Here is a 26,694-nt window from a genome sequence, read left to right as displayed (position 1 = left end):
TTTCCTCCTGTTTAAGCCGGTTCTTTATCGTCTTTAATCTTCCTGCTGACACCAAAGAACTTCATGGCAGTATTCATAATAAGAACTGCGCCATAGGTAATCATGATCAATACGGTTGCATAAGCACAGGCCACGCCGTAATTTCCCTTTTCCGCCTGTTCGTTGATCTGGCAGGTGATCAGCAAAAATTCCGGAGTCACCAGCAGAATAATGGCTGAAATAGCAGTAATACTCCGCACAAAAGCCGTTACCAGACCGCTGAAGAACGAATCCTTGATCAGCGGAAGAGTCACTGTCATAAATACCTTGGCAGAATTGGCACCCATATCATAAGCCGATTCCTCTATGGACTTATCAATCTGCCTCAGGGCTGAAATACCGCTTCTGGTTCCTGTCGGAAGGCTTCGAACAATGAATACGATAATAAGAATCAGTCCCGTCCCGTAAAGCCCGCTCATAAAACCTGACCGGAACAGTCCGTTGGCATATCCGCGAATGTATCCGATACCCAGAACCGTTCCCGGAACAGCCATAGCCAGCATGGAAACAGACTCAATAAAGCCCTTGGCCTTAAACTGTTTCTTAACCACCAGATAAGAAATAACCATGGAGAGGAAAGCTGTCAAAGGCGCTGCAATCATGGAAAGCATAAAGGAGTCCTTAAATGCCTTCAACCCGCTGGTCTTAAACATGTACTGGAACCACTTAAGGCTTAAGCTGTAATCCCTTCCCCAAAGCGTAAACATGGCCCCAAAAGGAATCATAATGTACATGAGCAGTACGAAAGCCGCTACCAGCCCGCAGAATACAGTCAGAGGAACCGTAACGCTTTTTTCCTCAATCAGCATTCTCACACGGGAAGCTTTTCCCGTCAAGGTAGCTGCCGTCTTCCTCTCCAGATAATACTTCTGAATCAAAAACAGAACCACAGTGAGCATCAACAGAACTACAGACATGGCCGCAGCTCCGGTGGAATCGTAAGCACCGGTCACCTGGAGATAAATGGTGGTAGCCAGTGTGTCATAAGAACCGCCGATGAGCATAGGATTTGCAAAATCCGCTACAGACTCAATAAAGGTCACCAAAAATGCATTTCCAAGACCGGGAAGAAGCAAGGGAAGGGTAACGCTTGTAAACACCTTCCAGCGGGTCGCTCCCATATCTCTTGCCGCCTCTTCCAAAGAAGGATCAATGTTTTTCAAAAGCCCCTTTAACATCAGGTAGCATACCGGGAAAAAGGTCAGCGTCTGAACAATTGCAATTCCCTTAAGCCCGTATACATCAGAATCATAAATTCCCAGCAAGGAACGGCTGATAATGCCGCTTCGTCCAAAAAGCATAATCATGGACAAGGACAAAACAAAGGGCGGGGATACCACCGGAAGCATGGAAACCAAGCCAAACAGCTTCTCTAAAAGCCTTGTGCGAAGCTTCACATACACCTCCACATAGGCGAATAAAAGACCGATGGCAGTGGAGGCAAGCCCTGTAATAAAGCCCAGGGCAAGGGTATTATTAAATGCATTTCTAAACCTCTGTAAATTCAATACCCTCTGAAAAACAGCCAGGGTAATGGTTCCCTCCGCATAAAAGCTGTCTACCAAAAGCATAAGCAGAGGATAGAGAATAAACAGGGCCAGGAAAATCAACAGCACCACGATCATGCTGACCAAAATTGGATCTGAAAAAAACTTTTTACGTTCCAAGCGAACACTTTGAGAACTGGCCACAAAAAGACCCCCTTTCTTCCGTTTGAGCAGAACCGTCCTGCTCCCGCATATACAAAAGATGCTGCGTAATGGTTCTCATCCATATTACGCAGCATCCTTTTTCTCTCCGGCAGGCAGCATTCCCGCCCTGCCATATACATTACGGTTCAGCTATGCCGGAGCTAAAATACCGCATTACTCTGTCAGGAAACGGCCTCCGTCAGCGCTTTCAGCAGAGCTTCCAAGAGCTTCAAAGAAGTCCTCTACATACTTTGCACTGTTTGCCTTTGCATCCTCAAAGTCATATTCAATGGTATTGTTCATATCCAGATTAAACTGAGCGGCCTCTTCCGGCTGAGTTGCATTGCTGAGTACCAGGAACTGGTAAGCGCCGTTTTCCTTGGCAATATCAACAGCATCAGGAGTCAGAGCGTATTCAACCCACAGCTTTGCAGCGTTGGGATGGGTTGCGCCGTTAAAGATTGCCGTAGCACCAACTTCATAAGAGGTTCCATCCTCAGGAACGATGAGCTGAATGTTATCATATCCCTGAAGGATCTGGTAAATTCCATCATGAAGGAAGCCGATTCCGATTACGCACTCTCCAGGTCCTACCATCTTGGAAGGTCCGGAACCTGATTTTGTGTACTGTGCAACGTTCTTGTCCAGTTTCTTAAAGTACTCCATTGCCTCGTCGTGGCCCTTCATCTGGATCATGGTGTTGATTACCAGCTTTGCTGTACCGGCAGTATTGGGATTGGACAGCATGATCAGTCCCTTGTATTCTTCCTTTGTCAGGTCATCCCAGGTCTTCGGAGCTTCCAGGCCAAGTCTTTCTAACTCTTCCGTATTTACCATAAAGCCTAAGATTCCCTTATAGATACCATACCAGGAATTTGTGGTGTCCTTATACTGGTCACTGATTAAGTTCTTTGCATTGACAGCATCATATGGCATTAAAAGTCCTGCGGCAACAGCCTCATTGTAAGGATCGGTAGTTCCTCCGAACCACACATCAGCAGACGGCTTTCCGCCCTCTTCTGAAACCTTAGTGTACACTTCAGAAGTGGAAAGTCTCTGGAATTTGGTCTTAATTCCATAGATCTTTTCAAAGTTCTTGCATACTGCTGCTAAATGCTCCTCTTCACAGGAACCGTATACGGTCAGTTCCCCTTCTGCCTTTGCAGCCTCAATAAGAGCTGATAAATCATCAGTTCCTCCGGACTCTCCGGCAGCCGCCGTTGTTGTCTCTGCGTTGGCCGCAGCCGTTGTCGTAGGAGCAGATGTCTCCCCTCCCTTGGATCCGCATGCAGCAAGGCTGAGAGCAGCCGCACATGCCATTAAAAGTGCCATTTTTTTCTTCATAACAGATTTCTCCCTCCGTTCTTTTTATTTTTATTTTACCAAAAAACGGTTCAGGAAAATACCGAGAATTCAGTAATAATGTCGTAATTTTTGAACTGCACGACTATTATAATGTCTAACACCCTATACATCTTTACCTTATATCCTTATATCCTTTAGCTATAAATTAGTAATATCGCCCACTTCAACTTTCACAAAATCTTTAAAGTCCAGACAAATAATCGTAAAATGGCCCATTGAATTAGTTATAAATACAATCATGGAGCAAAACGCATAAGGTCCTACTTTCAATTATTTTTTTAGGAGCAAATAGAATGGACTCTTGCTTCATAATTGATAAAAACTCAACTATAACTCAAAAGTCCATGCTATAAAAATATAATAATTAACAAATGAATGGTCATCTATTTTTCATTTTATCTTTTATATAGATAATGCTACAAATTATTAATAAAATAATCGCAGAGATTTTCAATATGGCATATAAATATCCAAGAACACTAAGCACACTAATACCTCATTACTTCCAGTAAGAATCCACAAGCAACTTATTTCTATTAGTGCCACTGTTTCCCAGACACGCATAGGTTACATGAGGATAATGGTTAATGGTTAAACCAAGAAAATCAAGTGAGGAGTATCCATCATAATGATATTCATGATTTGTTTGTACTTCTTTCACACTACAGCTTGAGCTTAGAAGCTTAGCACCTTGAGGTGGTGTTACAGATATACTCGGCGAACTTACCGTAAATTTAGGACAATCAAGCCCCGATGAACTCATGTTTGGAACGTAGGTTACATTAAGAACAGCCGATGCCTTAATTGAACCATTAACTGGTATAGAAAAGCTTGTATCAATATTCCACCTTCCCACTTTCGCCTCCATTACTGTCTGTGCAGACGGCAGCTTTCTCATCTCTATAGTGTAGGTAGCAGTACCACCAGTGGATAGTGGAATAAAGTAAACCATCTTCTGTTCTTTAAATTCTAAAGCTACCGGCCCTAAATCTTTCAAATATTCTGTCACTTCGGTAATTTCTTGTTTTTTCAAATCCTCAATGGCTACAGAAGCATGGACAAAATTGAAGCTGTTTAAAGACAATACAGCTGCGATAATAAATGTAAAAATATTTTTAAACTTTTTCATAATATTAATCCTCCCTTTACTTTTTAATTAATAGTTTAAAGATATTTATCGACTCCCCCTTAAATCCTTATTGATCGTGCATTGGCATCACACCTTTCTTTTGATATGTATAAAAGCATCAATATAAGCCTATTTAATAATAATTTTAAAATTGAAGTGATCTTATGTTCAAATCGTTACTTCTCTTATAATTTTAGTATTGATAACGTTCCATAAAATTATATCATATAATTAAAAACAGTTTTTAATTTTATATTTAAATAATATAACACTATCTTATTTTTGTCAAGAACGTTTTTAACATTTAAAATGATAGACTTATCGACATTGTTTTTGCAACGCCCCTTTATTGTTCATATTTGGAGAATAGCAAATAATAATTGTTATTTCCTAACATTCCATAATAGATAAACCCAGCATATGAATTTTAACAGTGTCAGTAACACAGTCAAAACATCAATTATCACACATATCCTTCAATATCTTCTTCAATTGTTCGCCTTGTTCTGAAGATAGTTTTTCTCCATCGCAAAAAGCTACTAATAATCTTCCTATTTTCTAGAATATATACAAAAATCTTGTTCTTGAATCTTCTGCATATAATCTTCTTGAAAAACCAAAGATATCACTATCGCATGTCTACCCTTTTTAACTCTTTGTATCAGTCACTTTTGCTATGTTCTTTGTAAGCCTCTACCATAACTTAAGCAATAAGATCATTTACTATAAAACCTACCCTCCAGGGCCAAAAACTGATCCAGGATCATCCGGCTGACCCTGGCACCGAACACAGTAGCCGGATGAGCTGGATAATACATGGCATCAGAAAATTCCTTATGAAACATGACAATCACATAAGGCCCGTAAGGAGTGAACACGATTCCCCCGTCATTTCTGCAGGCATCCATGCTTCCGCTTTTGGAGGCAACGGAAATAAGAATGTCATCCGTATTGTCGCTGTCCATATAAACAGGAGGAAAATCCCTGGTGATCATGGTGTTGTAATGCTGCTTCTTCAATATCTCCACCATCTTCCCATCCGCCGACGGGCTGATCAGCTCTCCCTTTGCCAAACGGGCAAATATGCTGGCATAATCCCTGGGCGTACTGGTTCCCAGCTTGTCATATTTCTCAAAATGAATAGGATTGTGAAGCACCGTATCCCTGCATCCAAGGTCCCTGATGCATTGATTAATGGTCTCAAGCCCCAGATAATCAATGATCATATTGGTGGCAATGTTATCACTCACAATGATCATAAAGGTAGCTGCATCCTTGACCCTCAGCACAGCCCCCGGCTCCAGGGCAGGCAGCACACCGCTTCCATCCACAACGTGCTCCTGCTTATATTCAATCACATCCTCAAGGCTTTTATTCCCCTTTTCCACCTGGTCAAATAAACATACCAGAATATAGGTCTTGATCGCACTGGCAGTTTCAAAGGCTTCATCACCATGAACGGAAATCACATTGCCGTTGAAATCATCCAGATAAATCCCCATTTTCCCGTCATAGCTCATAAGCTCTGCTTCAATTCTTTTCTCTAATGTAAGTCTGGAATCCATATAATAAGGCCCTTTCTTTTTTCTTATATTAAAAAATGCTTCCTGACGCATACCAGCTTTCCACCAGATCCGCCCTGTAATCCTCTGCCTCCGGGTTCAAGCTGTTTATAACCACACCTCCGCTTCCCACCTTTCCAGTGGAGTGGATATAAGCCCCATTTCCCATATACATGGCAATATGCCCCGGAAAATACATCAAATCTCCGGGCAGCATTTCCTCCTTGGGAATCTGATGCACCGGAAATCCAGGCTCAATCCTGGCATCCCGGTAGGTCAGGATTCCATTGAGCATATAGCTTTCCGAAGTCAGCCCCGAACAGTCAATTCCTGCCGTAGACCTTCCTCCCCAGCGGTACTGAACCCCTAAATACTGCTTTGCCGTCTCCACTACTGCCTTCCGGAAAGAGTTTTCATCCACAATTTTCTTCTGAACCGGCTTTCCCGTCCACAATCCGGCCTGAGAAAACTCCTTTTTCCTTAAATACTGGTTCCTCATATATCCGATCCGTCCGTCTAAAAGCTCCACCTTAGCCCAACCCTCTTCCTCGGAATCAAAAGCCAGCACCTTTATAACAGCCCCCTTAAAAAGGCTTATGAGGCAGACCCCCTGTACCTTTGAAAGAGAAAGAACATCCACATGGATTCCATCCACCACCATCAGGCAGCTCTCCTCCCAGCCTTTCATCCCAGCCAGATCCGTAATTTCAATATCCTCTTTCCTGACAAATCCGGTATACTCATAAAAAGTCCGCACCGGATAAAATCCCCGTACCTCTTCCCCGGTTATTGCCAGCCCCATGCCGTACAGGCCCTCATCAGCAATGGCAGACACCGCTTCTCCATAACGGTTCTCCTTAATTTCTCCCGGTACCTCCCAGATCACGGCAACCGGTATTTTAACAATTCCATAGCATTCCATAGCAATTTCCTCCCGTCCTTTTCATCTTAATTCCACAAAAATATGCCCCGCCCTGCAGCAGACAGGCTTTTCATTAAAACCACCTGCAGCAAGGGGAGCATACCTCAATTTTCGTCAGCAATTACTTCTGTTCCAGATGCCTTCCTGTTATTTTCTCAACCGGAAATGTCCCACAAGACCGTTAAGCAGGACAGACTGGCTGGAAAGCTCCTGGCTGGCAGCCGCAGATTCCTCTGCCGTAGCCGCATTGATCTGTACGACTGAAGAAATCTGATCCACTCCCAATGCCACCTGTTCCATAGTCTCCGACTGCTGCAGGGAAGCATTGGATATTTCCTCCAGCATTCCTGCCACCTGCTCCACATGCTCTACAATGCTGGACAGAGACTCTGCCGTCTTCCCAACAAGGCTGCTTCCCCGTCTGGTAGAACGGATAGAGCCTTCAATCAGCTCTGCCGTATCATGGGTTGCATTTGCCGTCTTTTGTGCCAAGTTCCGCACCTCATCTGCAACAACAGCAAAGCCCTTGCCTGCATCTCCGGCTCTGGCCGCCTCCACTGCCGCATTCAGCGCCAAAATATTGGTCTGAAACGCAATATCATCAATAATCTTTATAATTCTGTTGATCTCATTTGTCCTGGAGTTGATTTCCTCCATGGCGCTTATCATGTTCTGCATCTGCTGGTTTCCTTCCAGAACCCCGGAAACCGTCACTCTGGAAAGTCCGTTGGCCTTTTGAGCCATTTCCGCATTGGAACTGATCTGCCTGGTTACCTCACTGATGGTAGAAGAAAGCTCCTCCACGGAAGCCGCCTGCTCTGTGGCACCCTGGCTCAGCATCTGGGCCCCGGAAGCCACCTGACCGGAGCCGGAAGCGATCTGGTCCGATGCCACCTTAATCTGCTCCAACGTATCTGTAAGAGTTCCGGAAATATTTAAGAGGGCAGTCTTTATGGAATAGAACTCTCCCACATAATCCGACTCCAGTTCAAATGCCATATTTCCCTGGGCAATCTGATTCAAAACCGAAGAAATTTCCTCAATATACTTTTTATACTCCTTCAGGGTCACCCCGATCTTTTGAAATGCATCAATCAAAAGCCCAATTTCCCCGTCAGCCTTAACCTTAATATCCACATTGAAGTTTCCTTCTGAAACCTCCCTGGCCGATTTGGTTACAGCCTTAATGGGCCTTGCAATGCTGTTGCTCACCACAGCTCCCGCAGCCAGCACGATGAAAAATATAACTGCCAGAGCCACGTAAATAACACCTTGCAAACGGTGCACGCTTTCAAACAAGGCGGCTTCCGACACTACGGAAATATAATTCCAACCGGTCTTTTCAGACTTGATGCTCTTAAGAAAATAGCTCTGTCCTTCTATAGTAATTTTCTGAAAATCAGCATTCTGACTGACTGCCTTTAAAAATTCCTCTCCATATGCTTCAGAAAGGTTTTTAAAGTTATTCTCAGGATTGCTGGGGTCCGCTATAATGGTGCCGTCACCGGAAGCCAGCATATAGTAGCCCTTAGAATCCTGAGTCGCCATTTCAAACAGCCTTGTAACAGAATCCACACTCATATCCGCTGCCATAACCCCGATCACATTTCCCCGGCTGTCCACAATAGCCTGAGATGCACCGATAATAACAATATCATCCGTTTCAAAATAATAAGGTTCTCCCAGAACAGGCGCTCCCGGCGCTGCCTTGGCGCTTGGATACCATGGGCGGACCCTGGGATCAAAGGCAGCGCCTATCTCCGAGTCAGGGTACTGGATATAACCGCCTTGTTCCGTTCCCATATAAACGTACTGGTAATCCGGATGGCTCTTTCCAAATTCTGAAAAGCTTTTATATATCTCCCGTTCTACCAGACCATTTTGCCCAGGTGTCATCTTGGTAGGGGATTTGGTTCCTGCGTAACTGGTAATAGACTGGTCCGTTGTCTGAAGCAGACTGCCTTCTGCAAAATAACGGACATTGTTCAGCATTTCGTTAAACACAGCATCCACGTTGTTATTCACCATAGACAACTGCTTGTTAACCGAACTTTTCTGATCTGCAAACGACGTTTCTTCCAGGTTCCTTATAAACAAAATACTTATGCCTATCAAAGGAACAATTGCAAAAAAAATCAGCATAAAACTCAGCTTAAACCGAAGCGTTTTAAAAAGGTTTACCTTCATACTGCTTTCTCCTCTTTCGTGATTTTGAAATCTCTCTCATTATACCAGAGTTTCACTTATAAAGTAATATGAGGTATACCCCTTTGCCTATTAATTTTTTTTATATAAGAACCTGATTATTCATATAACCGTTTATACGCTTCTGCCTCTTTCTGATTTGCCAGAACAAAGTGCTCCTTCCTGATTTCCTGCCAGGAAGCCTCATCCTTTGAATAATCATGAATAGAAGGCTCGTAAACCAAAAGCTTCTTCTCCTTCTCATGCTTGGGATCAGGCATGGGAATTGCAGAAAGCAAAGCTCTGGTATAGGGATGGAGGGGGTGAGTGATCAATTCCTCAGTTTCCGCCATCTCCACAATCTCACCCTTCCTGATCACCGCAATCCGGTCCGTAATGAACCGCATAACAGACAAATCATGGGCAATGAACAAATAGGTAATCTGGCGCTTCTTCTGCATATCCGCAAGAAGGTTCAGCACCTGGGCCCGGACCGATACATCCAGGGCAGAAATAGGCTCATCGGCAATGACAAACTCCGGATTCATAATGAGAGACCTTGCGATACCGATTCTCTGCCTTTGACCTCCCGAAAATTCGTGAGGAAAACGGCTTGAGAACTCCGGCAGCAGACCCACATCCAAAAGAGCCTGATCCACCCGTTTTTTCCTCTCGCTCTCATCCAATCCCTTTTCCAAGTTCATCAGCCCCTCGCTGATGATGTAATCCACCTTGGCCCTTTCATTTAAAGAAGCCTGAGGGTCCTGGAAGATCATCTGTATTTCTCTGATCACCTGACGGTCCAGCTCTGCCGGAATCTTCCCGTTTATTTTATGGCCTTTATAAAGAATCTCCCCGCCTGAGCTGGGAACAATCCTCATAATGGCCCGGCCAATGGTGGTCTTCCCTGAGCCTGACTCTCCCACCAGTCCAAAGGTTTCTCCCTTGTATATCTTAAAATTGACCTTTTTCACTGCTTCATACTTTTTTCTGCGCTCTCCAAAGGTCACATCCAAATCCTTTACATCTAATAATACTTCCCGTTCCATCAGATCAGACCTCCATTCCTGATTTTAGCCACCACCTCCGGCGGGTCCAGCTTAGGCGCCCTTGGGTCCAGCAGCCAGGTCTTTGCCTTATGGGTGGGCGACACTTCAAAATAAGGGGGCTGCTTCACAAAATCAATCTTAAGGGCTTTGGGATTTCTGGGTGCAAATGCATCTCCCTTTACCTCTGTATAGAGATTGGGAGGAGTGCCCGGAATGGAAAAGAGATCTGTTCCCTTAACTCCCACCTGAGGCAGGGAAGAAAGCAGAGCCCAGGTATAGGGATGCCTTGGATCATAAAAAATATCCTCGCATGTGCCGATCTCCACAATATCACCGGCATACATAACAGCCACCCGGTCCGCAATATTAGCCACCACTCCCAGATCATGGGTGATCAAAATGACGGACAATTTATACTTATGGCGCAGCTCCTTAAGCAAATCCAAAATCTGAGCCTGAATGGTCACATCTAAAGCCGTAGTAGGCTCATCACAAATGAGAACCTGAGGATTACAGGCAATGGCGATGGCAATTACCACCCTCTGCCTCATTCCTCCTGAAAATTCATGGGGATACTGGGAAAAACGCCGTTCCGGGTCCTGAATTCCTACGTCCATCAGATATTTAAGGGTACGCTTCTTAGCCTCCGCCCGATTCACCTTCTGATGAATGAGCACGGCTTCCATAATCTGCACCCCAATGGTCTTTAAAGGATTCAAACTGGTCATAGGGTCCTGCATGATCATGGCAATCTCATGCCCCCGGATATTAAGCCAGTCCCTTTCCCTTTTCACATCAGTCAGGGTTATTTCCTTCCCGTCATCAGATCCGTAATAAACGGCATTTCCTCCGTCCACACGCCCGTTTTTCTCCAAAAGGCCCATAAAGGACTTGGTAAACACAGACTTTCCGCTTCCCGATTCCCCCACAATAGCCAGAATTTCTCCTTTATATAAATCCAGAGATATTCCTCGAATGGCGTGAAGAGTTTTGCCCCTCAGCTCAAACTTAATATCCAGGTCATTTACTTCTAAAATCTTCTCTTGATTCATTCCGGTCCTCCTTAAACGTGGTTCTTGGGATCAGCAGCATCGGAGAAAGCGTTGCCGATGATATAAAAGGAAATGGTGACAAATGAAAGGATGATGGTCGGATAAACCAACTGATACCGCAGAGCCGGGCTGGTGATCAAAGCCCTTCCCTCATTGATCAGGTTTCCAAGGCTGGGAATATTGACCGGAAGCCCCAGGCCGATATAGGTAATAAATACCTCATTTCCAATGGCAGCCGGAATGGTAAGAGCCATTCTCAGCATAATAACCGACACCAGATAAGGCAGCAGGTTCTTAATAATAATCCGGCTTACCGGAGTTCCCAGACATCGGCTGGCAACATTATAATCCCTGTCCCTGATAATGAGAATCTGGTTCCGGATAAACCGGGCCATCTGAATCCAGCCGGTAAGGCACATGGCAAACACCAAAGTCTTAATGCTGGGCTTTAAAATATAAGAAATCAGAATCAGGATAATCGTATTTGGAATATTGTCAATGATGTTGTAAATTTCTGTTAAAATAAAGTCTGCTTTCCTCACATAACCCCAGATCACGCCTACGGTGATGCCGATAACAGCCTCTGCAAGAGCCACTGACAAGCCGATCATAAGAGAGGTTCTTGTCCCCGCCCAGATTCTGGCCCACAAGTCCTGCCCAATGGAGTTGGTTCCCAAAATGAATTCCTCTCCCGGAGGCACATTTCTAAACTGCATTCCTGATGCATCATTGATGATTTTATTAGGATCATACTGTCCCGGTAAATAGGGCTGAATAAAGGTAAACGCCAGAAGAAGTGCCAAAAGCACCAAAAGAATAAAGGCTCCCCGGTTTTTCAGAAAGGCATGAAGAGTGCTGTTCCAGTAGGAGTAATTGCTGTACCCCGTCTTCTCCACTTCCATCTCATTGAATTCCTGAAAAGAGAATAACTCTGCCTCCTCCATGGTCTCCATAAACTCTGCTTCCTTTGAGTGGCGGTATGAAAACTGCTTCATCATCTGTCACCTTCCTTCTTTCCCAGACTGATTCTGGGGTCTAACAGCACCATAAGTAAATCTCCGAATAAAAGTCCCAGGACGCCCACACAGGCATAAAGCAGAACAATTCCCTGAACCATGGTATTGTCATGCTTTTTAATGACTGTAACCAGCAGACCTCCCATTCCCGGAATGCTGTAAAGAGACTCAATATAAATGGAGCCGATAACCGTATTTAAAAATGCCGTAGGAATATACTGAGCCAAAGGCACAAAGGCATTGCGGAAAATATGCTTAAACATCACACTTCCCTCAGACATTCCCTTTGCTTTAGCTAATTTCACATAATCCTTATTGCTCTCATCCACCATATACCGCCTCAGCCACATGCCGTAAAAAGCAATATTTCCAAGAGACATGGAAATTACCGGAAGCACCCAGTATTTAGGATCATTGATCTGAAACAGCAGTCCCACATCAAGCAGCTTGGTTCCATAAAGCTGGATATACAGAAAATAAACCGCCGCCGGCACCGCCTGGATGCAGACAATAAAAAGTGTTCCGATCCGGTCAAACCACCGGTATTTATACCTGGCCATCAAAGCGCCCATAGGAAGTCCTACCAGAAGAGACACCACCATGGACCAGGAACCCAGCTTAATGGAAACAGGAATCTTATCAGCCAAAACCTGTGATACCGGAACATTGGCCCTATAAATTCTGGACATGCCTAAATCTCCCCGAAGAAGATCCTTGAAAAAGCGAAGAACTTGAACCGGAAGAGGATCAGTCAGCCCCATTTCCTTTAAGCCAACCTGTATTTGCTGTTCTGTCATTTTATCGAAATTCTGGAAATACCCTTCAATGGGCATCAGACGAAGCAGACAAAAGACCACTGTCAAAATAATGACCAGTGTAAGAAGTGAACGGGCGATTCTTTTTCCTAAATACTTTATCATCAGTTTTTCGGCTCCTTTTATGTAGTTTTCTTAATCAAGTATTATACTTCCTCATAGTAAAAATACTCTCTGAAAAAGACGTACTGCGCACATCTCTTTCAGACGGCATTTTTCGCCGGACCAGGAAACCTTACGCCTGGTCCGGCGGTCATTTTTACAGTTTATTTTTCATTTGCTTCCTGGTTGGCCTTAAACTCATCCATAGAAATGTAATGATCATTGATGGTCTGTCCCTTATAGCGAAGGTTAGATACACCAAATGGTGCATACTGACCGTCAAATGCATTCAGGGTGTCCGCAACATATCTGCTGACGGTAATACTGAAAGGAATAACAAAAGCATGGTTAATAAGGCTTGCCTCTGCCTTGGCAAAAGCCTCATAACGGGAATTAATTTCTGTCTTAAGGCTCTTAGCTTCATCTACCAGAGTAAAGTATTCCAAAGCTGCATCTGCAGAAGGAGTTCCCTCTTCAATGGCTTTTGCAATATTTCCATACTTATATCCCAGATCATATCCTTCTTCCCCTTTTTTCTGGTAGAATGGGTCTGTCCAGGTTTCCGGATCTGCATAATCAGCACCCCAGTTGCACTTCATAAATGCAAACTTGCCATTGCGGCGTACTTCTGTTAAGAATCCGTCAGCAGGACCTGCCTCAACAATAATGTCAATGTAATCTGATCCAAGAAGTGCTTCCATCTGCTGTTCTACGATCTGGCACTCTTTATCCCAGTTAAGCTCAGAAGGATTATAAGGCATCAGAATCTTTACAGGGAAGGTTGCTCCTTCTGCCTCCAGCTCCGTCTTTGCCAAATCCCGGTATTCCTTTGCCTTTGTCTCGTCAAAAGTCTGTCCCAATGCTGCCATATCACCTACTGTGGTAAAATCTTCACCATCTGCATTAAAAGTAAAGTTAGCCGGTGTAATGGAATTGATTGCAAAATCCTCAGGCGCATTGGCGTCTGTAATTGCGATTGGGTTTACCTTATTCAGCGCTGCAAATAAAGACTTACGGAAGTTTTCATTATTTACAGCCTTTTTCCAGTTATCCGGCTCATACTGAGCATCAAACTGAGGATTAAAGTTAAAGGCATAGAAATAAGAATAGCTGGTTCTCGGTCTTTCCCGGCTGATTAAGTTCTTAGTATCCTCACCGCTTAACCAGTCATCCAGAATATCTGCAGGAATCTCTGCGTAATCCACTTCTCCACGCTTTACCATTTCAGGCCCAATGGTATTATACTCTGCGTTGTAGACTCTGTGGATTTCGTCTATGTACACCGTATCCGCATCATAATTCAGAGGATTCTTCTTCATGATCTGTCTTTCCTGAGGAGAAAACTCTGACAAATAATATGCGCCATTATAATACATCTTGTCAGCACCGGTTCCGAACTCCTTGCCAAGTTCCTCAAGCTGCGGGCCGTAAGCAGGCATATATACTACATAAGCAAGAGAAGAAAGGAAGTATGGAACCTCTTCTTCCAAAGTATAGACCAGTGTATGTTCATCAACTGCCTTCACACCTACTTCCGAGAAATCAATAGGCTCCCACACATTGCCGTCTTCGTCAGCGCCGCCATTGTAAACAAGACCGTTATAATACTTTTCCGCATTTGCAATAACACCGAAAAGGTTCTGTACGTTTGCGCTTTCATACTCAGGAGTCAGCTCATATTTCATAGCATCCACAAAATCCTGGGCAGTCACATCAGCCGCCTCAGCACCTGTATGATCAACCCATTTAGCTTCTCTCAGAGTAAAAGTCCAGGTCAGAGCAGCTTCATCATGCTCCCATTCGGTAGCAAGCCCCGGCTTAATCTGTCCCTTGTTGTCATATTCAATCAGGGTGTCGATGGTATTTGCAGGCAGCCAATGGTCATTCTGTGATGAAGTAACCAGGTAATTTACTGTGGTAGCCTCAGAACCATACAGTCTGGTATAGACTGCAGGAGCCTCGCCTCCACCTGCTTCAGTTTCCTTTCCTGCGCCCTGGGAACTGCCTCCCGTCTTTCCTCCGCATCCGCTTAAAGCCACAGAAGCAGTGAGAACAGCACATAGCATAGAAGCGATTAATCTTCTCTTCTTCATAAATACTCCTCCATTTTCCTAATATTCTAAACCCATTGGGATTAGTATCACTTTCAGTCAAAAAACACGGGAACCCTGGTAATACCCAGTCCAGCCTCTTCCCCCATAAGAATCCTGGGACCATCAAAAACCGGGCCTCCTGTATAGGGATCTTCCTTACAAAGCGACGGGCCATCCAAATCTGCCCTGGTAATAACTCCCTTTCCTGCCGCCAAATGGGCCGCAGCACTGACCGCAATCTTGCTCTCCAACATACATCCAATCATGCACTCCACACCAAAGCTTTCCGCAATAGCACAGATCTTTAACGCTTCATGGATGCCCCCTGTTTTCATAAGCTTAATATTAATGAGATCAGCCGCCCGCTCCTGAATAATGCGGATGGCATCCTCTGAAGAAAAAACGCTCTCATCAGCCAGAATAGGTGTATCCACCTGACCCGTCACAAATTTCATTCCTTCAAAATCATGGGCCTTTACCGGCTGCTCCACCAGATCCATCCCAATTCCCATGTCCTCCATGGTTCTTATAATCCGGACTGCCTCTTTAGAAGACCAGCCCTGGTTAGCATCAATGCGCAGCTTAATATCCGGCCCTACAGCCTGACGAATGGCCCTGATCCGCTCCACATCCCCGGCTCCATCCTTGCCCACCTTAATCTTTAAGATGCGAAAGCCCTGGGACACTGCCTTTACGCTGTCCTCAACCATTTCCTCCACGCCATTGACGCTGATGGTCAAGTCTGTCTCTATTTCCTTTTTCCGTCCTCCCAAAACCTTGTATAAGGGCTTATTACAGGACTTTGCAAAAAGGTCATAAACAGCCATATCCACCGCTGCCTTTGCAGACGTATTCTTCAATATACAGCCATGAATCCGTCCCATAATCCCATCTAAATCCTCAATCTCCATCCCAATCAGGCTTGGAGCAATAAAATCTTCAATGGCACAGAGAATAGACCCTCTGGTATCCCCCGTAATCACTGCCGTAGGAGGGGCCTCTCCAAAACCTGCATGCCCGTCGTCCGTAGTAATTCTGACCACAACATCATTGACGCTGTCTACGGTCCTGAGAGCTGTTTTAAAAGGCGTTACCAAAGGAATGCTGATTTCCGCCGTATCGATCTTTGTAATTTTCATCCTGACTACCTCATTTTTCTAAATCTCATTTAAGCCCTCATATAATTCCAGAGAAACCTCAGCCATAACCCGCTCAAAAGCCGGAGTATCCGTTTCATTGCCGCAAAAGCAGATCAAAAATGGCTCTTTTCCATAAACAATCCCAACGTCATGGGTAATTCCCCGGTCCTCTCCCGTCTTATGGGCAATCTCCGGCTCCTCAGGAAGGGCCTGGAGATAAAAAGGAATCTTGCTGCAAAGCTGCTGGTTTTTCAAAATACCAATCATCTTCTCGCTGGCCTGTCCGCTGACCAATTTTCCTTCATACATCATCTTTAAAAGCCTGCCAGTCTCACCGGCAGTTATGTAATTTTGAATTCCCCGGCTGGATAACTCCAGATCATACATCTTTCTCTGAAGCAGGGTCTTTTCAAACCCCTGATCCTTGATAAACCCATTGATCTGTTCCATTCCCAAAAGGTCAATCAACAAATTGGTAGCCGTATTATCGCTGAAAATAATCATCAGCGTAATCAAATCCATAACAGTAACTAAAATCCCATCATGAAGATAAGTCAATGCTCCGCAAGAAGGCACACACTCTTCCCGCCTTACCCCTATCATTTCCGACCGATCCAAAAGTCCTTTTTCTATTCGATCAAAAGCCGCCGCCATAACAAATAACTTAATGACACTGGCCGCCATCATAGGCTCGTCTTCCTTATAGGAAGCCTTGTCCCCTGTGGCCAGATTCTCATATAAAAAACTGACCCTTCCGGGAAGCCCTTCCAATTTCTTTACTATGCTGTCTCTCATCAATATCCGTCCCACTCCCAATAGGTAAAATCTGGAAACCTTATATAAAAAAAGAGGCACTGCACCCATAATATACAGCTACCTCATCGCACCTGATTCAAACCTTTGAAAATCTTCCAAAGCCCTATTTATAAGTATAATAAATTTTCAAAAAAAATCAAGGGATAATTTTGGCAAAGTGATATTTCCTGCCTAAAATAAAAGGAGCAGGATTCATTTGAATCCCACCCCCATAAGTATTATATCCATAGCATTGGCTGGCGTGCAGCAATGTTGCGTCTGGCTTCTTCATCTGTAGATTCAGCCGGAAGGCGGTCATAAAGTTCTAAAAGCTCGCTTCTGCCTAATGAACACCCCGCAAGCATCATAAAACCTGTTCTGGCCGGAAACGCATTAAAATGCATCACATCCGGCGGATAAGGCCACGATTCCTTATCCAATACATAAGGAGTAATGAAATCCAATGCTTTTTTTATACTTCTTCCATCCTCCGATACATATTCCCACAGGTCATCGTCCGGCTTAGAAAGCAGATGGCATAAAGCTGCCATATTATCTACCACAAAGATGGAGTAATTATAAGGCTTTGTCCTCCCCAGCTCTCTGGGAAAAGAACCATCCTCTGCCTCCTGCCTTAAAAGATGTTTTTTATAGAAATCCCTGCAAAAATCTGCAATCCGCTCATTGTCCGTAAACAAAGCAAATGCCGCCGCCTGAACAAAAAAGCAAACACCATGGTTATTATCCTTGTTCATTTCTTCAATTCCGTTACTGTCAGTCAGCATCCAGCCAAGATATCTGGCAAACCACTTTTTTAAACCTTCATATGTATCAGTTTTCATAAAATGAGATGTCTTCAGCTTCTCCACTGCAAATACCACATCTACCAGATGAAGAGTGTCTATGATTCCAATTCCCCTTCCTGAGCATACGCCCAGGATTGCCTGGGCATACGACAAGTGAGGAGCCATATACGTTTCTTTATCAAGAAAAAATTCGTTTAAATGCTGCACTGCCTTTTCTGCAAATTCTTCTTTTCCTGTAAGACAATAGGCTGACGTAAGAAACACCACATTTGTTCTCATCTGACGCATAATGATTCTATGGCTGTTAAAATTACCGGGATTGGTCTGTCCGTCTTTCTGAATATAGGGCAGCCCATCGGGAGAATTGGGATCCGGCCACCAGTAATCTCCATTGGAGTAATAGTCATGAGCCCCCCCTTCACTTCTTGGGCTGGGCACATCGGTGATATGGAGCATAGGAGCTTTCATAGCTATCTGGGCCTTTTCCATCACCCATTCCTTATTGCGCCAGTCAGGAACAATTTTATATCGCTTTTCATACTGTATCATTTATATTTACCTTCACGGTTTATTTAATTCTGCTGTTGCACACTTTAAAAGCGCCTTCATATATCCTGTGCTGTAGGCCCAGGCAGAATTTTCTCCGCCTACCCCCTCTCCCCAGATGGGCACATGGTCCACATGAAGAGCTCCGTCATAATCATAACGCACCAGCTGCTTCATCACTTCGTACATATCCATATAGCCATCTTCCAGAAGTGTCTCCTCAAAATAGGGAATTGCAGCACTGACATTTCTAAAGTGTACCAGAAGTACCTTCTGGTTTTCCACAAAATACTTAATGTCTTCCATCACATTTCCAAACTTTTCTCCGCCTTCCAGCCAGCATCCCAGACACATTTTCATACCCAGGTAAGGACTGTTTCCTGCCAGTTTAAAGGCGTGCTTGTAATCTTCAGCAGAAGTAATCAGATTGGAAATTCCAAGGAGGCAGTCCACCGGAGGATCATTGGGGTGAAGAGCGATCTTTATATTTGCTTCCTCGCATACAGGCAAGGCCCTGTCGATGAAATATTTAAAGTTTTCCCACATCTCCTCTTTTGTATAAAGTCTGCCGTGAGAATAGGGCCGTCTTTCCATCTCCTCAATATCTACAATACGGCCAATACTGCCTCTTGTATGCTCACCTACTCCAAATCTTGTAGTCAATACCTGGTTAGGCTCCCATGTCATATATCCTACCGGGATTCCTGCTTTTCCCAATATCCTGTTAAAATTATTATACGATTCAATGGCTTCGTCCCGGCCGGGCAGCCCCAAATGGATGGCATCACTTTTGTACAAATGCACATTTCCTGCATCAGTTACTGTTAATCCAAATTTATGAAGCCGTTCCAGAAATGACATAACTGAATCATAGGTGGTGTGTTCATCATTAAAAATAACATACACATATTTTACACCCATCTGTTTAATGAATCGCAACTGTTCGTCCGTATAGTCTGAAACAACCTTGGACTGTACCTTTATCTTATCTCCCAGCATGTTGGGTCCTCCTTAAAGTCAAATAATCAGCTATTTTGTCCAGTAGGCCTGTTCCGGTGTCCACTGCTCCAGACTTACATCATAGATTCCGCTGTCTTCCAGACCCGGAACTGAAAATGATTCGTAATAAATAACTGCCAGAGGAGTAATCATTACGTAATCCGACACAAGAGCTTTGGCTGCCTTCTGAAGATTTTCTTTCTTCTCTTCTACTGTTACAGCTGCACGTGCGGCAAACAGAGGCTCTTCAAATTCTGCAGGACGAAGCATAATACCATGATTTTTAATTCCCTCTGAAGAATACAGACGAATGTAGTTATTTGTAAAATCCATCTTGCTTGCTCCGCGGTTTGCAATAAAGCCGTCAATATCGTCTTCCTTCTGCATTGCATCAAGAGCAGAAGCATCCAACGTTTCTACAGATGCCCTAATCCCGATCTGGGACAATATAGCCTGAAATGCAGTTGCCGTATCATTGTCCTTGGACTTGGTGTAAATAGTTGTCTCAAATCCGTCAGGATATCCTGCTTCAGAAAGCATTTGCTTTGCCAGATCCAGATTATATTCATAAAAATCTACCGGTGAGTAAGCCCAGGAGTCAGAAGTACAGAACAGAGGTGTAGCCTCACCCAGACCGCCTGATAAAGCTTTAGCTACCTGTTCCCACTGGATTGCATGCATAATCGCCTGTCTGACCTTTAAATCCCCCATTGGATGCTTATCGCTTTTGCTGTTCCAGATAATATGCTTAATATCCGCACAGTTTGCATTTTTTCTTCCTATATTCTCAAATCCAGCCTGTTTAATTGTATTGATAATAGCATCATTTTCAAACTTCATTGCCACACTGACTTCTTTATTCATAAGGGCTGACATCAAAGTATTGGTATCCATAATCAAATCAATTTCCAAATTGTCAATATGGGGAAGTCCTTCAATTCTGTAGTCCGGGTTCTTAACGTATGTAATCTTATTATCCGCAATAAAGGATTCCAGAATAAATGGGCCGGTTCCAACTGCATGAGTTTTACACCATTCTTCTCCGTTCTTATCATAGGCCTCTTTAGAAATAACAAAAATATCTCCTATAACATTGTCCCAGTTATTTGCCCATCCTTCGTACTGAATAACAATGTTCCTGTCATCCACTACTGTTATCTCTTTGGGTGACCCCAATTCACTGGCTTTTCCATTATCAATATATTTTTGAAGGTTCCAGGCCACTGCTTCAGCATTGCAATCCGATCCATCATGGAACTTCACCCCTTCTCTCAGCTTAATGTTAAAAGTAAGAGCCTCCGGATCTGCATAAAATTCTTCTGCCAGCCATGGATAATAGTTGCCATCTTCATCTGCTCTTCCCAACGATTCAATAACAGGCTGTACTGCAAAACGGTCGCTTGTAGTTGTGGACTGAGGCATAAAGAATGTATTATGAACCTGAGGAATTGCGACTACCAATTTACCTCCCTCCGCAATCTCTGCAGAAGATTGTCCTTCCTTGGATTCTGCTGCTGTCGTTTCACTGCTTTGTGAATCGGCTTTAGAGGTGTTCTCAGTATTTCCTCCACCGCATCCGGCAGTTATACCTGCTGCCATAACTGCTGCCAGTGCCAGGGACGCAATTTTCTTTGTTAGTTTCATAATGTAATCCTCCTTTTAATTAATAGCTTATATTTAATAGATCATACAGCTTTTAGTTATATAAGAAACATGCTACTTCATGGCGGTTCCCAACATCACGAAGCTCAGGAATTTCCTTGCTGCACCGTTCCTGGGCCTGATCACATCTGTCATGGAAGGGACAGCCGGCAGGCCGGTTTGTAAGACTGGGCACCTCTCCCCTGATGGGAACCCGCTCTCTGGACTCCTCAACAGAAGGATCTGCTACCGGGACAGCACTCAGCAATGTTTTTGTATAAGGATGAAGCGTATTGCTATACAACTCTTCACAATCTGCAATCTCCACCACCCTTCCCAGATACATGACCAGAATCCGGTTGCTGATGTGTTTTACAACTGCCAGGTCATGAGCAATAAACAAGTAGGTAAGACCCAGCTTAGATTGCAGTTCCTCCAGCAAATTAATGATCTGTGCCTGAATAGAAACATCCAGCGCAGAAATAGGCTCATCGCAAAGAATTAAATCCGGTTCTGAAGAAAGAGCTCTTGCAATTCCGATCCTCTGCCTCTGTCCACCGGAAAACTCATGGGGCACCCGGTACTTTAAAGCAGGATCCAGTCCTACAATGCGAAACAGCTCATCCACCCGGTTATTATATTCTTCTTTATTCTTCACCAGCTTATGAAGAAGAAGGGATTCTCCCACAATGGACTCAGCAGTCTGCCTTGGATCCAGAGATGAGAACGGGTCCTGAAAGATCATGGATAACTTTCTCCGGAAAGGATACATCTGTTTGTCATTAAAAACGGCAATATCCGTACCATTAAAAATAATCTGACCTTCCTCCGGCTTATATACCCTCATAATACATCTGGCCAGGGTTGTTTTCCCGCATCCCGATTCTCCTACAATGCCAAGAGTTTCCCCTTTTCTGACTGAAAAGTTTATTTCCTCTATGGCTTTTACCTCCCCCACCTTCTTTCGTACCATACCTTTGTAGATGGGAAAATACTTTCGTACATTTTTAACTTCCAGGCAAATATCCTCTCCGATCTCAATTCTTGGAGATTTTTTTATTTCTTTGGCCGCAATTTCTTCCGCTTTTACCAGCTTTTCTTCTTCTGACAGATGACAGGCCGCAAAATGCCCTTCTTCATTCTCCTTAAGGGCCGGCCTTGGCTGTTCCTTGCATTTATCCATGCGGTATTCGCATCGTTCATAAAAGGGACAGTAATCCGGTCTGGATGCGGGGTTGGGCGGAAGACCATCAATAGGGATAAGGATACGGTCTTTAGGATCATCAAGCCTTGGGATCGCCCGGAGCAGTGCCCTGGTATAAGGATGTTCCGGATTTGCAAATAACCTCTTTGCATCTGTCGTTTCTACAACACTGCCTGAATACATAACATAAATGCGCTCTGCAAATCTTGCCACAATTCCCAGGTTATGAGTGACAATAATAACTGCAGTATTGGTTTTCTTGGCAATATCCCTGATCATTTCCAACAACTGCGCCTGAGTCGTTACATCCAGAGCCGTAGTTGCTTCATCTGCTACCAGTACCATAGGCTTTGATGACATGGCCATGGCAATCATAATACGCTGACGCATGCCTCCTGAAAACTGCTGAGGATAATAGTTGAAACGCTCTTCTGCATCCGGTATATTCACCAGCTTCAGCATCTCAATGGTACGCTTTTTCGCCTCTTCCTTGTTTAGCTTAAGATGCTCCATAATATTTTCCTGGATCTGATAACCTATAGTCAGGACAGGGTTTAAAGAGGTCATAGGCTCCTGGAAAATCATGCTCACCTTTCCGCCCCGCATATGACGCATTTCTTCACTGTCCTGATCATAATCCAGCATATTGCGTTGGTCTCCCCGGATATAGACCTTTCCTGCGGTAACTTTTCCAGGAGAACTGATCAGCTGCAGCATGCTCATCATGGTCACGGATTTCCCGCTTCCGGATTCTCCCACAATGCCGATAATCTCCCCCGGATTCAAATACATAGATACGTCATCTACAGCCTTTACACGCTGTCCGTCTGTTTTAAAACATGCTTCGATGTTTTTTATTTCCAACAAGTGTTCCATTTTGTCTCCTCCTATCAAACCTCTCCCCTAAGTCTTGGATCCAAAGCATCTCTTACTCCATCGCCAAACATATTAAGGCATATGACCAGAACTGCCACACAGACACCGGGAGTAAGTGCAAACACCGGGTTTTGGAGAAGAAACAACCTGCCGTCACTGACCATACCTCCCCAGGAAGCAGTAGGTGCACTGATTCCCAGCCCAAGAAAGCTAAGTCCCGCTTCCGCCAGAATGGTCTGTCCTACCTGCTGGGTCATCATTACAATAATAGGAGAAATACTGTTAGGTAAAATGTGTTTCAGCATTAACCTGAAGTTTTTATTCCCCTGCAGCTTTCCTGCCATAATATAATCTGCCTGTTTTATGGTAAGAACCTGTCCTCTCATCATCCTGACGTAACCTGCCATAGAGGAAACTCCCAGGATAATGGCCAGATTGCGGATTCCGCTTCCAAATACGGCCGTCAGGGCCATAGCCAGGATGATCTGAGGAATAGCACGGATAGCTTCCATAATTCGTGTAATCACATCATCTATAATCCCGCCGAAATATCCTGCCACCATTCCAAAAAATGTTCCGGCAATACAGGCAATGATAACTGCAAGGACACCGATAATCAGACTGACCCGTGTTCCATATATGATCCGGCTTAATACGTCCCGTCCATAATTATCAGTTCCCAGAATATGATCCTTACCTGGTCCTTGTAAAAAGGCAGCAAAATCCGGATAATTAGGATCATAAGGTGCTATCAAAGGAGCAAATATAGCCATGAGAACGAAGATTGCAACCACAATGGCGCTAAACGCAGCAATTTTCCTTGAAAACAATGTTTTAACTGTCTTTTTCCATCTTCCGGAATTTTTCATGATTCTGCCTCCTTATTCATAGCGGACTCTCGGGTCAACCACTGCATATAAAATATCCGTCATAAGGTTGATAATACAGGACACAAGAGCCGTAATCAGAACACATGCCTGTACAACTGGAATGTCCCTTGACTGGATTGCCTTTACAAATAAAGAGCCCATTCCCGGAATGTTAAAAACAGATTCTACGAACATGGAACCCGCCAGCATAGAACCAAGCCGCATCCCCAGAATCGTAATAACAGGAATCAAAGCATTCTTAAGGGCATGGATATAAATCACCTTTCTCTTTGAAATTCCCTTACTCCTTGCTGTCCTGACATAATCCTGACGGATTACCTCCAGCATACTGGAACGTGTCTGTCTCGTCACTGTTGCAATTCCCCCAAGGGCAAGACAGAACAACGGCATTATGGTCTGTCTGATTCCCGTTACCAAATCCACATGAAACCATGTAAACCCGTAAGAAGGAAGCCATCCCAGCTTCATAGCAAATACATACATCACTAATAAAGCGATCCAGAACTGGGGCAGACAGGCTGTTATATTAGCAATCAGAGTCACCGCCGTATCCGCAGGCCGCCCTCTGTATACTGCACTGATAACCCCAAAAAATATTCCAAGAGGAATGCTTATTATAAATGCAGTGATTGAAAAAAATAAAGTAATGGGTATTCGCTCATTGATTACTTCCAAGGTACTTTTATGAAACTGTGTGGATTGCCCCCAGTCGCCCTGGAGTGCTCCCCCAAGCCAGCCAAAATATCTGCTTATTACAGGCTGATCCAGTCTTAATTCCCGATATACCCTGTCATACTCTTCCTGGGATACTTCTGATCCCAGCATGGCATATACCGGATCTCCGGGAATTAACGATACCAGCATAAATGTAAAGATGGATATCAGAAAAATAATCAATATCATCTGACCTGAGCGTTTTGCTATGTATGCTTTCATTTCTTTCTATAGCAGGAGCTTATATCCTGCCATATTCCTCCCTCCTGAACAACACTCCTTTTATTTGTACCCTTTTTGCCATTTTTATTATTGATCTTCTTTGATATAATAAAAAAATAGCCTATTTTTAAATAAAATTACTTCACCTTCCTTTTTAATGTACTTTTCAATCACTTTTATGTTATAATTATATCTGGATTTGTGCACCTTTTCCAATAACCCTTCCCTATTTTTATTATAGTCCACGCTTATAATAAATCTATTTTTTTCAAGAAAACAGGAGATTCTATGGACATCAGATATCTGGAATACATACTTGCCTTGGCTGAGACCGGAAATATGACCAAGGCTGCCAAAAAACTTTACGTATCACAGCCTACCCTCAGTCAATTTCTCACTAAACAGGAAACTGAGCTGGGAACTCCCCTGTTCCAAAGATCCAGCGGTACATATACACTGACACCAGTGGGCAGTCTTTACGCAGAGTATGCCAAAAAGATAATTTCCTTAACGGAAAACCTGGAAAAGGACATAAAGCGTGTATCCAATACCAGCCGCATTCGAATAGGTACCTCTTCTTCCAGCTCCATGCAGATGCTCTCATATATCCTGGCGGACTTCCGCAAATATTATCCCAAGGTAGAACTGGTCCTATCGGATGATAATCTGCGGTCCACCAGCAATCTCATTTCCAGAGGCGAATTAGACCTGGCTCTTATTGCAGCCAATTCTCTGGAACAGTATAAAGGCCAGAATATTGAATTAAAAAAAGAAGAAGTTATATTCGCTGCACCCAGCATTCATCCCTATTGTCAAAAGCTGAGCGGAAGCCGGAGCCGCACCTTAGACAGCCAGCTTCTTTTAGAACAGTTCTCCAAATTTCCATTTATCTTACAGCACAAAGGTTCCTGTATCAGATATCTGATTGAAGACTTTTTTGATAAGCAGGATTTTAATCCTACCATAGCCTGCAGCACTTCCCACGCCCAATCCATTTGTGATATGGTATCCAATAATATTGGCGTAGGCTTTATTCCGTCATGGAATGGAATTTCCTCAGATCAGATCACCTTCTTTTCTCTGGAACCTAAAATATACCGGATTCATTCCATACTTTACCGAAAAGACCTAATCATGGATCCTCCCCATAAATTCCTGATTGAATTGGCCAAAAAATATGTGGATACAAACTGGAACCACTTGCCTAAATGAGAAGTCCTTTTAAATATTTATTTGAACGCAAAAAAGACACCCTTTACAGGATGTCTTTTTTGTAAACCCTTATTGAAAAGGGTTTTCCCTACGTGCGTGAGAAGATTCGAACTCCCGACACCTTGGTCCGTAGCCAAGTGCTCTATCCAGCTGAGCTACACACACATATCTGATTGTTTACCTTTATAGGCAAGTGCCGGCGACCGGAATCGAACCGGTACGGGCGATTAAGCCCGCAGGATTTTAAGTCCTGTGCGTCTGCCTGTTCCGCCACGCCGGCATTTTCATGATTTGCGCAAACAACGAACCAGGCGAACATGCTTGCATGTTCAGTTGGCGACTGCTGCGGCAACGAGTGAAACTCGTCCATTCATGAAAGTGGGACCTATAGGGCTCGAACCTATGACCCTCTGCTTGTAAGGCAGATGCTCTCCCAGCTGAGCTAAGATCCCAAATAATCTAGTAAGTATTATACAACTTACATACTGGTTTGTAAAGCTTGTATTGCTAAAAAAATGAATTTCGACTTGCTTCTGGCTTATCGAACGGCAAACTTCTTTTTGAGAAATTATACCTACGACCCGGATGGGATTCGAACCCACGACCTCCGCCGTGACAGGGCGGCGCTCTA

General features: G+C 44.0%; 20 protein-coding genes and 3 tRNA genes. 1 reads left to right on the top strand and 22 read right to left on the bottom strand.

Annotated features, from left to right (window positions below; genetic code table 11):
* Positions 1–11 precede the first annotated feature (11 nt).
* The 19 genes from V7M78_RS07025 to V7M78_RS06935 all read right to left on the bottom strand — a co-directional run bounded on the left by V7M78_RS07025 (position 12) and on the right by V7M78_RS06935 (position 24,851).
* Positions 12–1,730, bottom strand: a complete 1,719-nt coding sequence (locus tag V7M78_RS07025; RefSeq protein WP_333647837.1) for an ABC transporter permease — start codon at positions 1,728–1,730, stop codon at positions 12–14.
* 174 nt (positions 1,731–1,904) lie between these two features.
* Positions 1,905–3,074: an ABC transporter substrate-binding protein gene (locus V7M78_RS07020; protein WP_333647835.1), complete on the bottom strand. Its 1,170-nt coding sequence runs from the start codon at positions 3,072–3,074 to the stop codon at positions 1,905–1,907.
* A gap of 520 nt (positions 3,075–3,594) precedes the next feature.
* Positions 3,595–4,224 carry a hypothetical protein gene (locus tag V7M78_RS07015; RefSeq protein WP_333647833.1) on the bottom strand — a complete coding sequence of 210 codons (630 nt, stop codon included), beginning with the start codon at positions 4,222–4,224 and terminating at the stop codon, positions 3,595–3,597.
* Positions 4,225–4,940: 716 nt separating this feature from the next.
* Positions 4,941–5,840 carry a serine hydrolase gene (locus V7M78_RS07010; protein WP_333647831.1) on the bottom strand — a complete coding sequence of 300 codons (900 nt, stop codon included), beginning with the start codon at positions 5,838–5,840 and terminating at the stop codon, positions 4,941–4,943.
* Positions 5,818–6,708 (bottom strand): C40 family peptidase, encoded by an 891-nt coding sequence (locus V7M78_RS07005; RefSeq protein ID WP_333647829.1) that lies wholly within the window; start codon positions 6,706–6,708, stop codon positions 5,818–5,820. The genes V7M78_RS07010 and V7M78_RS07005 overlap by 23 nt, the downstream gene beginning before the upstream one ends.
* Positions 6,709–6,855: 147 nt before the next feature.
* Positions 6,856–8,895 carry a methyl-accepting chemotaxis protein gene (locus V7M78_RS07000; RefSeq protein ID WP_333647827.1) on the bottom strand — a complete coding sequence of 680 codons (2,040 nt, stop codon included), beginning with the start codon at positions 8,893–8,895 and terminating at the stop codon, positions 6,856–6,858.
* 116 nt (positions 8,896–9,011) lie between these two features.
* Complete coding sequence (locus V7M78_RS06995) at positions 9,012–9,941, bottom strand: ATP-binding cassette domain-containing protein (protein ID WP_333647825.1); 930 nt, start codon at positions 9,939–9,941, stop codon at positions 9,012–9,014.
* Positions 9,941–10,993, bottom strand: coding sequence for an ABC transporter ATP-binding protein (locus tag V7M78_RS06990; RefSeq protein ID WP_333647823.1), 1,053 nt, complete (start codon positions 10,991–10,993; stop codon positions 9,941–9,943). Before V7M78_RS06990 ends, V7M78_RS06995 begins: the two co-directional genes overlap by 1 nt.
* 11 nt (positions 10,994–11,004) lie before the next feature.
* On the bottom strand, positions 11,005–11,991 hold the full coding sequence (locus V7M78_RS06985; RefSeq protein ID WP_333647821.1) for an ABC transporter permease: 987 nt from the start codon (positions 11,989–11,991) through the stop codon (positions 11,005–11,007).
* Complete coding sequence (locus V7M78_RS06980; RefSeq protein WP_333647819.1) at positions 11,988–12,929, bottom strand: ABC transporter permease; 942 nt, start codon at positions 12,927–12,929, stop codon at positions 11,988–11,990. The genes V7M78_RS06985 and V7M78_RS06980 overlap by 4 nt, the downstream gene beginning before the upstream one ends.
* A 161-nt stretch (positions 12,930–13,090) precedes the next feature.
* Positions 13,091–15,019: a peptide ABC transporter substrate-binding protein gene (locus V7M78_RS06975; protein ID WP_333647816.1), complete on the bottom strand. Its 1,929-nt coding sequence runs from the start codon at positions 15,017–15,019 to the stop codon at positions 13,091–13,093.
* 53 nt (positions 15,020–15,072) lie between these two features.
* Positions 15,073–16,158 carry a dipeptide epimerase gene (locus tag V7M78_RS06970; protein ID WP_333647814.1) on the bottom strand — a complete coding sequence of 362 codons (1,086 nt, stop codon included), beginning with the start codon at positions 16,156–16,158 and terminating at the stop codon, positions 15,073–15,075.
* 18 nt (positions 16,159–16,176) lie between these two features.
* Positions 16,177–16,953 (bottom strand): serine hydrolase, encoded by a 777-nt coding sequence (locus tag V7M78_RS06965; protein WP_333647812.1) that lies wholly within the window; start codon positions 16,951–16,953, stop codon positions 16,177–16,179.
* Positions 16,954–17,192: 239 nt separating this feature from the next.
* Positions 17,193–18,308 (bottom strand): alginate lyase family protein, encoded by a 1,116-nt coding sequence (locus V7M78_RS06960; protein WP_333647810.1) that lies wholly within the window; start codon positions 18,306–18,308, stop codon positions 17,193–17,195.
* A 12-nt stretch (positions 18,309–18,320) separates the two neighbouring features.
* Positions 18,321–19,304, bottom strand: coding sequence for a mannonate dehydratase (locus V7M78_RS06955; protein ID WP_333647808.1), 984 nt, complete (start codon positions 19,302–19,304; stop codon positions 18,321–18,323).
* A gap of 30 nt (positions 19,305–19,334) precedes the next feature.
* On the bottom strand, positions 19,335–20,948 hold the full coding sequence (locus V7M78_RS06950) for an ABC transporter substrate-binding protein (RefSeq protein WP_333647806.1): 1,614 nt from the start codon (positions 20,946–20,948) through the stop codon (positions 19,335–19,337).
* A 52-nt stretch (positions 20,949–21,000) separates the two neighbouring features.
* On the bottom strand, positions 21,001–23,025 hold the full coding sequence (locus V7M78_RS06945) for an ABC transporter ATP-binding protein (protein WP_333647804.1): 2,025 nt from the start codon (positions 23,023–23,025) through the stop codon (positions 21,001–21,003).
* A gap of 14 nt (positions 23,026–23,039) precedes the next feature.
* Entirely contained in the window at positions 23,040–23,894 is an 855-nt protein-coding gene (locus V7M78_RS06940) for an ABC transporter permease (protein WP_333647802.1), read from the bottom strand.
* Between the two features lie 12 nt (positions 23,895–23,906).
* Positions 23,907–24,851 carry an ABC transporter permease gene (locus tag V7M78_RS06935; RefSeq protein WP_333647800.1) on the bottom strand — a complete coding sequence of 315 codons (945 nt, stop codon included), beginning with the start codon at positions 24,849–24,851 and terminating at the stop codon, positions 23,907–23,909.
* A gap of 288 nt (positions 24,852–25,139) precedes the next feature.
* Here V7M78_RS06935 and V7M78_RS06930 point away from each other — a divergent pair, with 288 nt between their 5' ends.
* The gene (locus V7M78_RS06930) at positions 25,140–26,063 is read left to right on the top strand and encodes a LysR family transcriptional regulator (RefSeq protein WP_333647799.1); all 924 of its coding nucleotides are present in this window, start codon (positions 25,140–25,142) and stop codon (positions 26,061–26,063) included.
* Positions 26,064–26,154: 91 nt separating this feature from the next.
* On the opposite strand, the gene V7M78_RS06925 is transcribed toward V7M78_RS06930, so the two are convergent.
* The 3 genes from V7M78_RS06925 to V7M78_RS06915 all read right to left on the bottom strand — a co-directional run bounded on the left by V7M78_RS06925 (position 26,155) and on the right by V7M78_RS06915 (position 26,515).
* A tRNA-Arg gene (locus V7M78_RS06925) sits at positions 26,155–26,228 on the bottom strand.
* Positions 26,229–26,257: 29 nt separating this feature from the next.
* Positions 26,258–26,343: transfer RNA gene (locus tag V7M78_RS06920), tRNA-Leu, on the bottom strand.
* A gap of 99 nt (positions 26,344–26,442) precedes the next feature.
* Positions 26,443–26,515: transfer RNA gene (locus V7M78_RS06915), tRNA-Val, on the bottom strand.
* Positions 26,516–26,694 lie beyond the last annotated feature (179 nt).

The organism is Lacrimispora sp., assembly GCF_036758025.1.
Taxonomy (GTDB): domain Bacteria; phylum Bacillota; class Clostridia; order Lachnospirales; family Lachnospiraceae; genus Lacrimispora.
The sequence above is the reverse complement of the archived record's forward strand: the minus strand, read 5'-3'. Positions and strand labels throughout refer to the sequence as shown.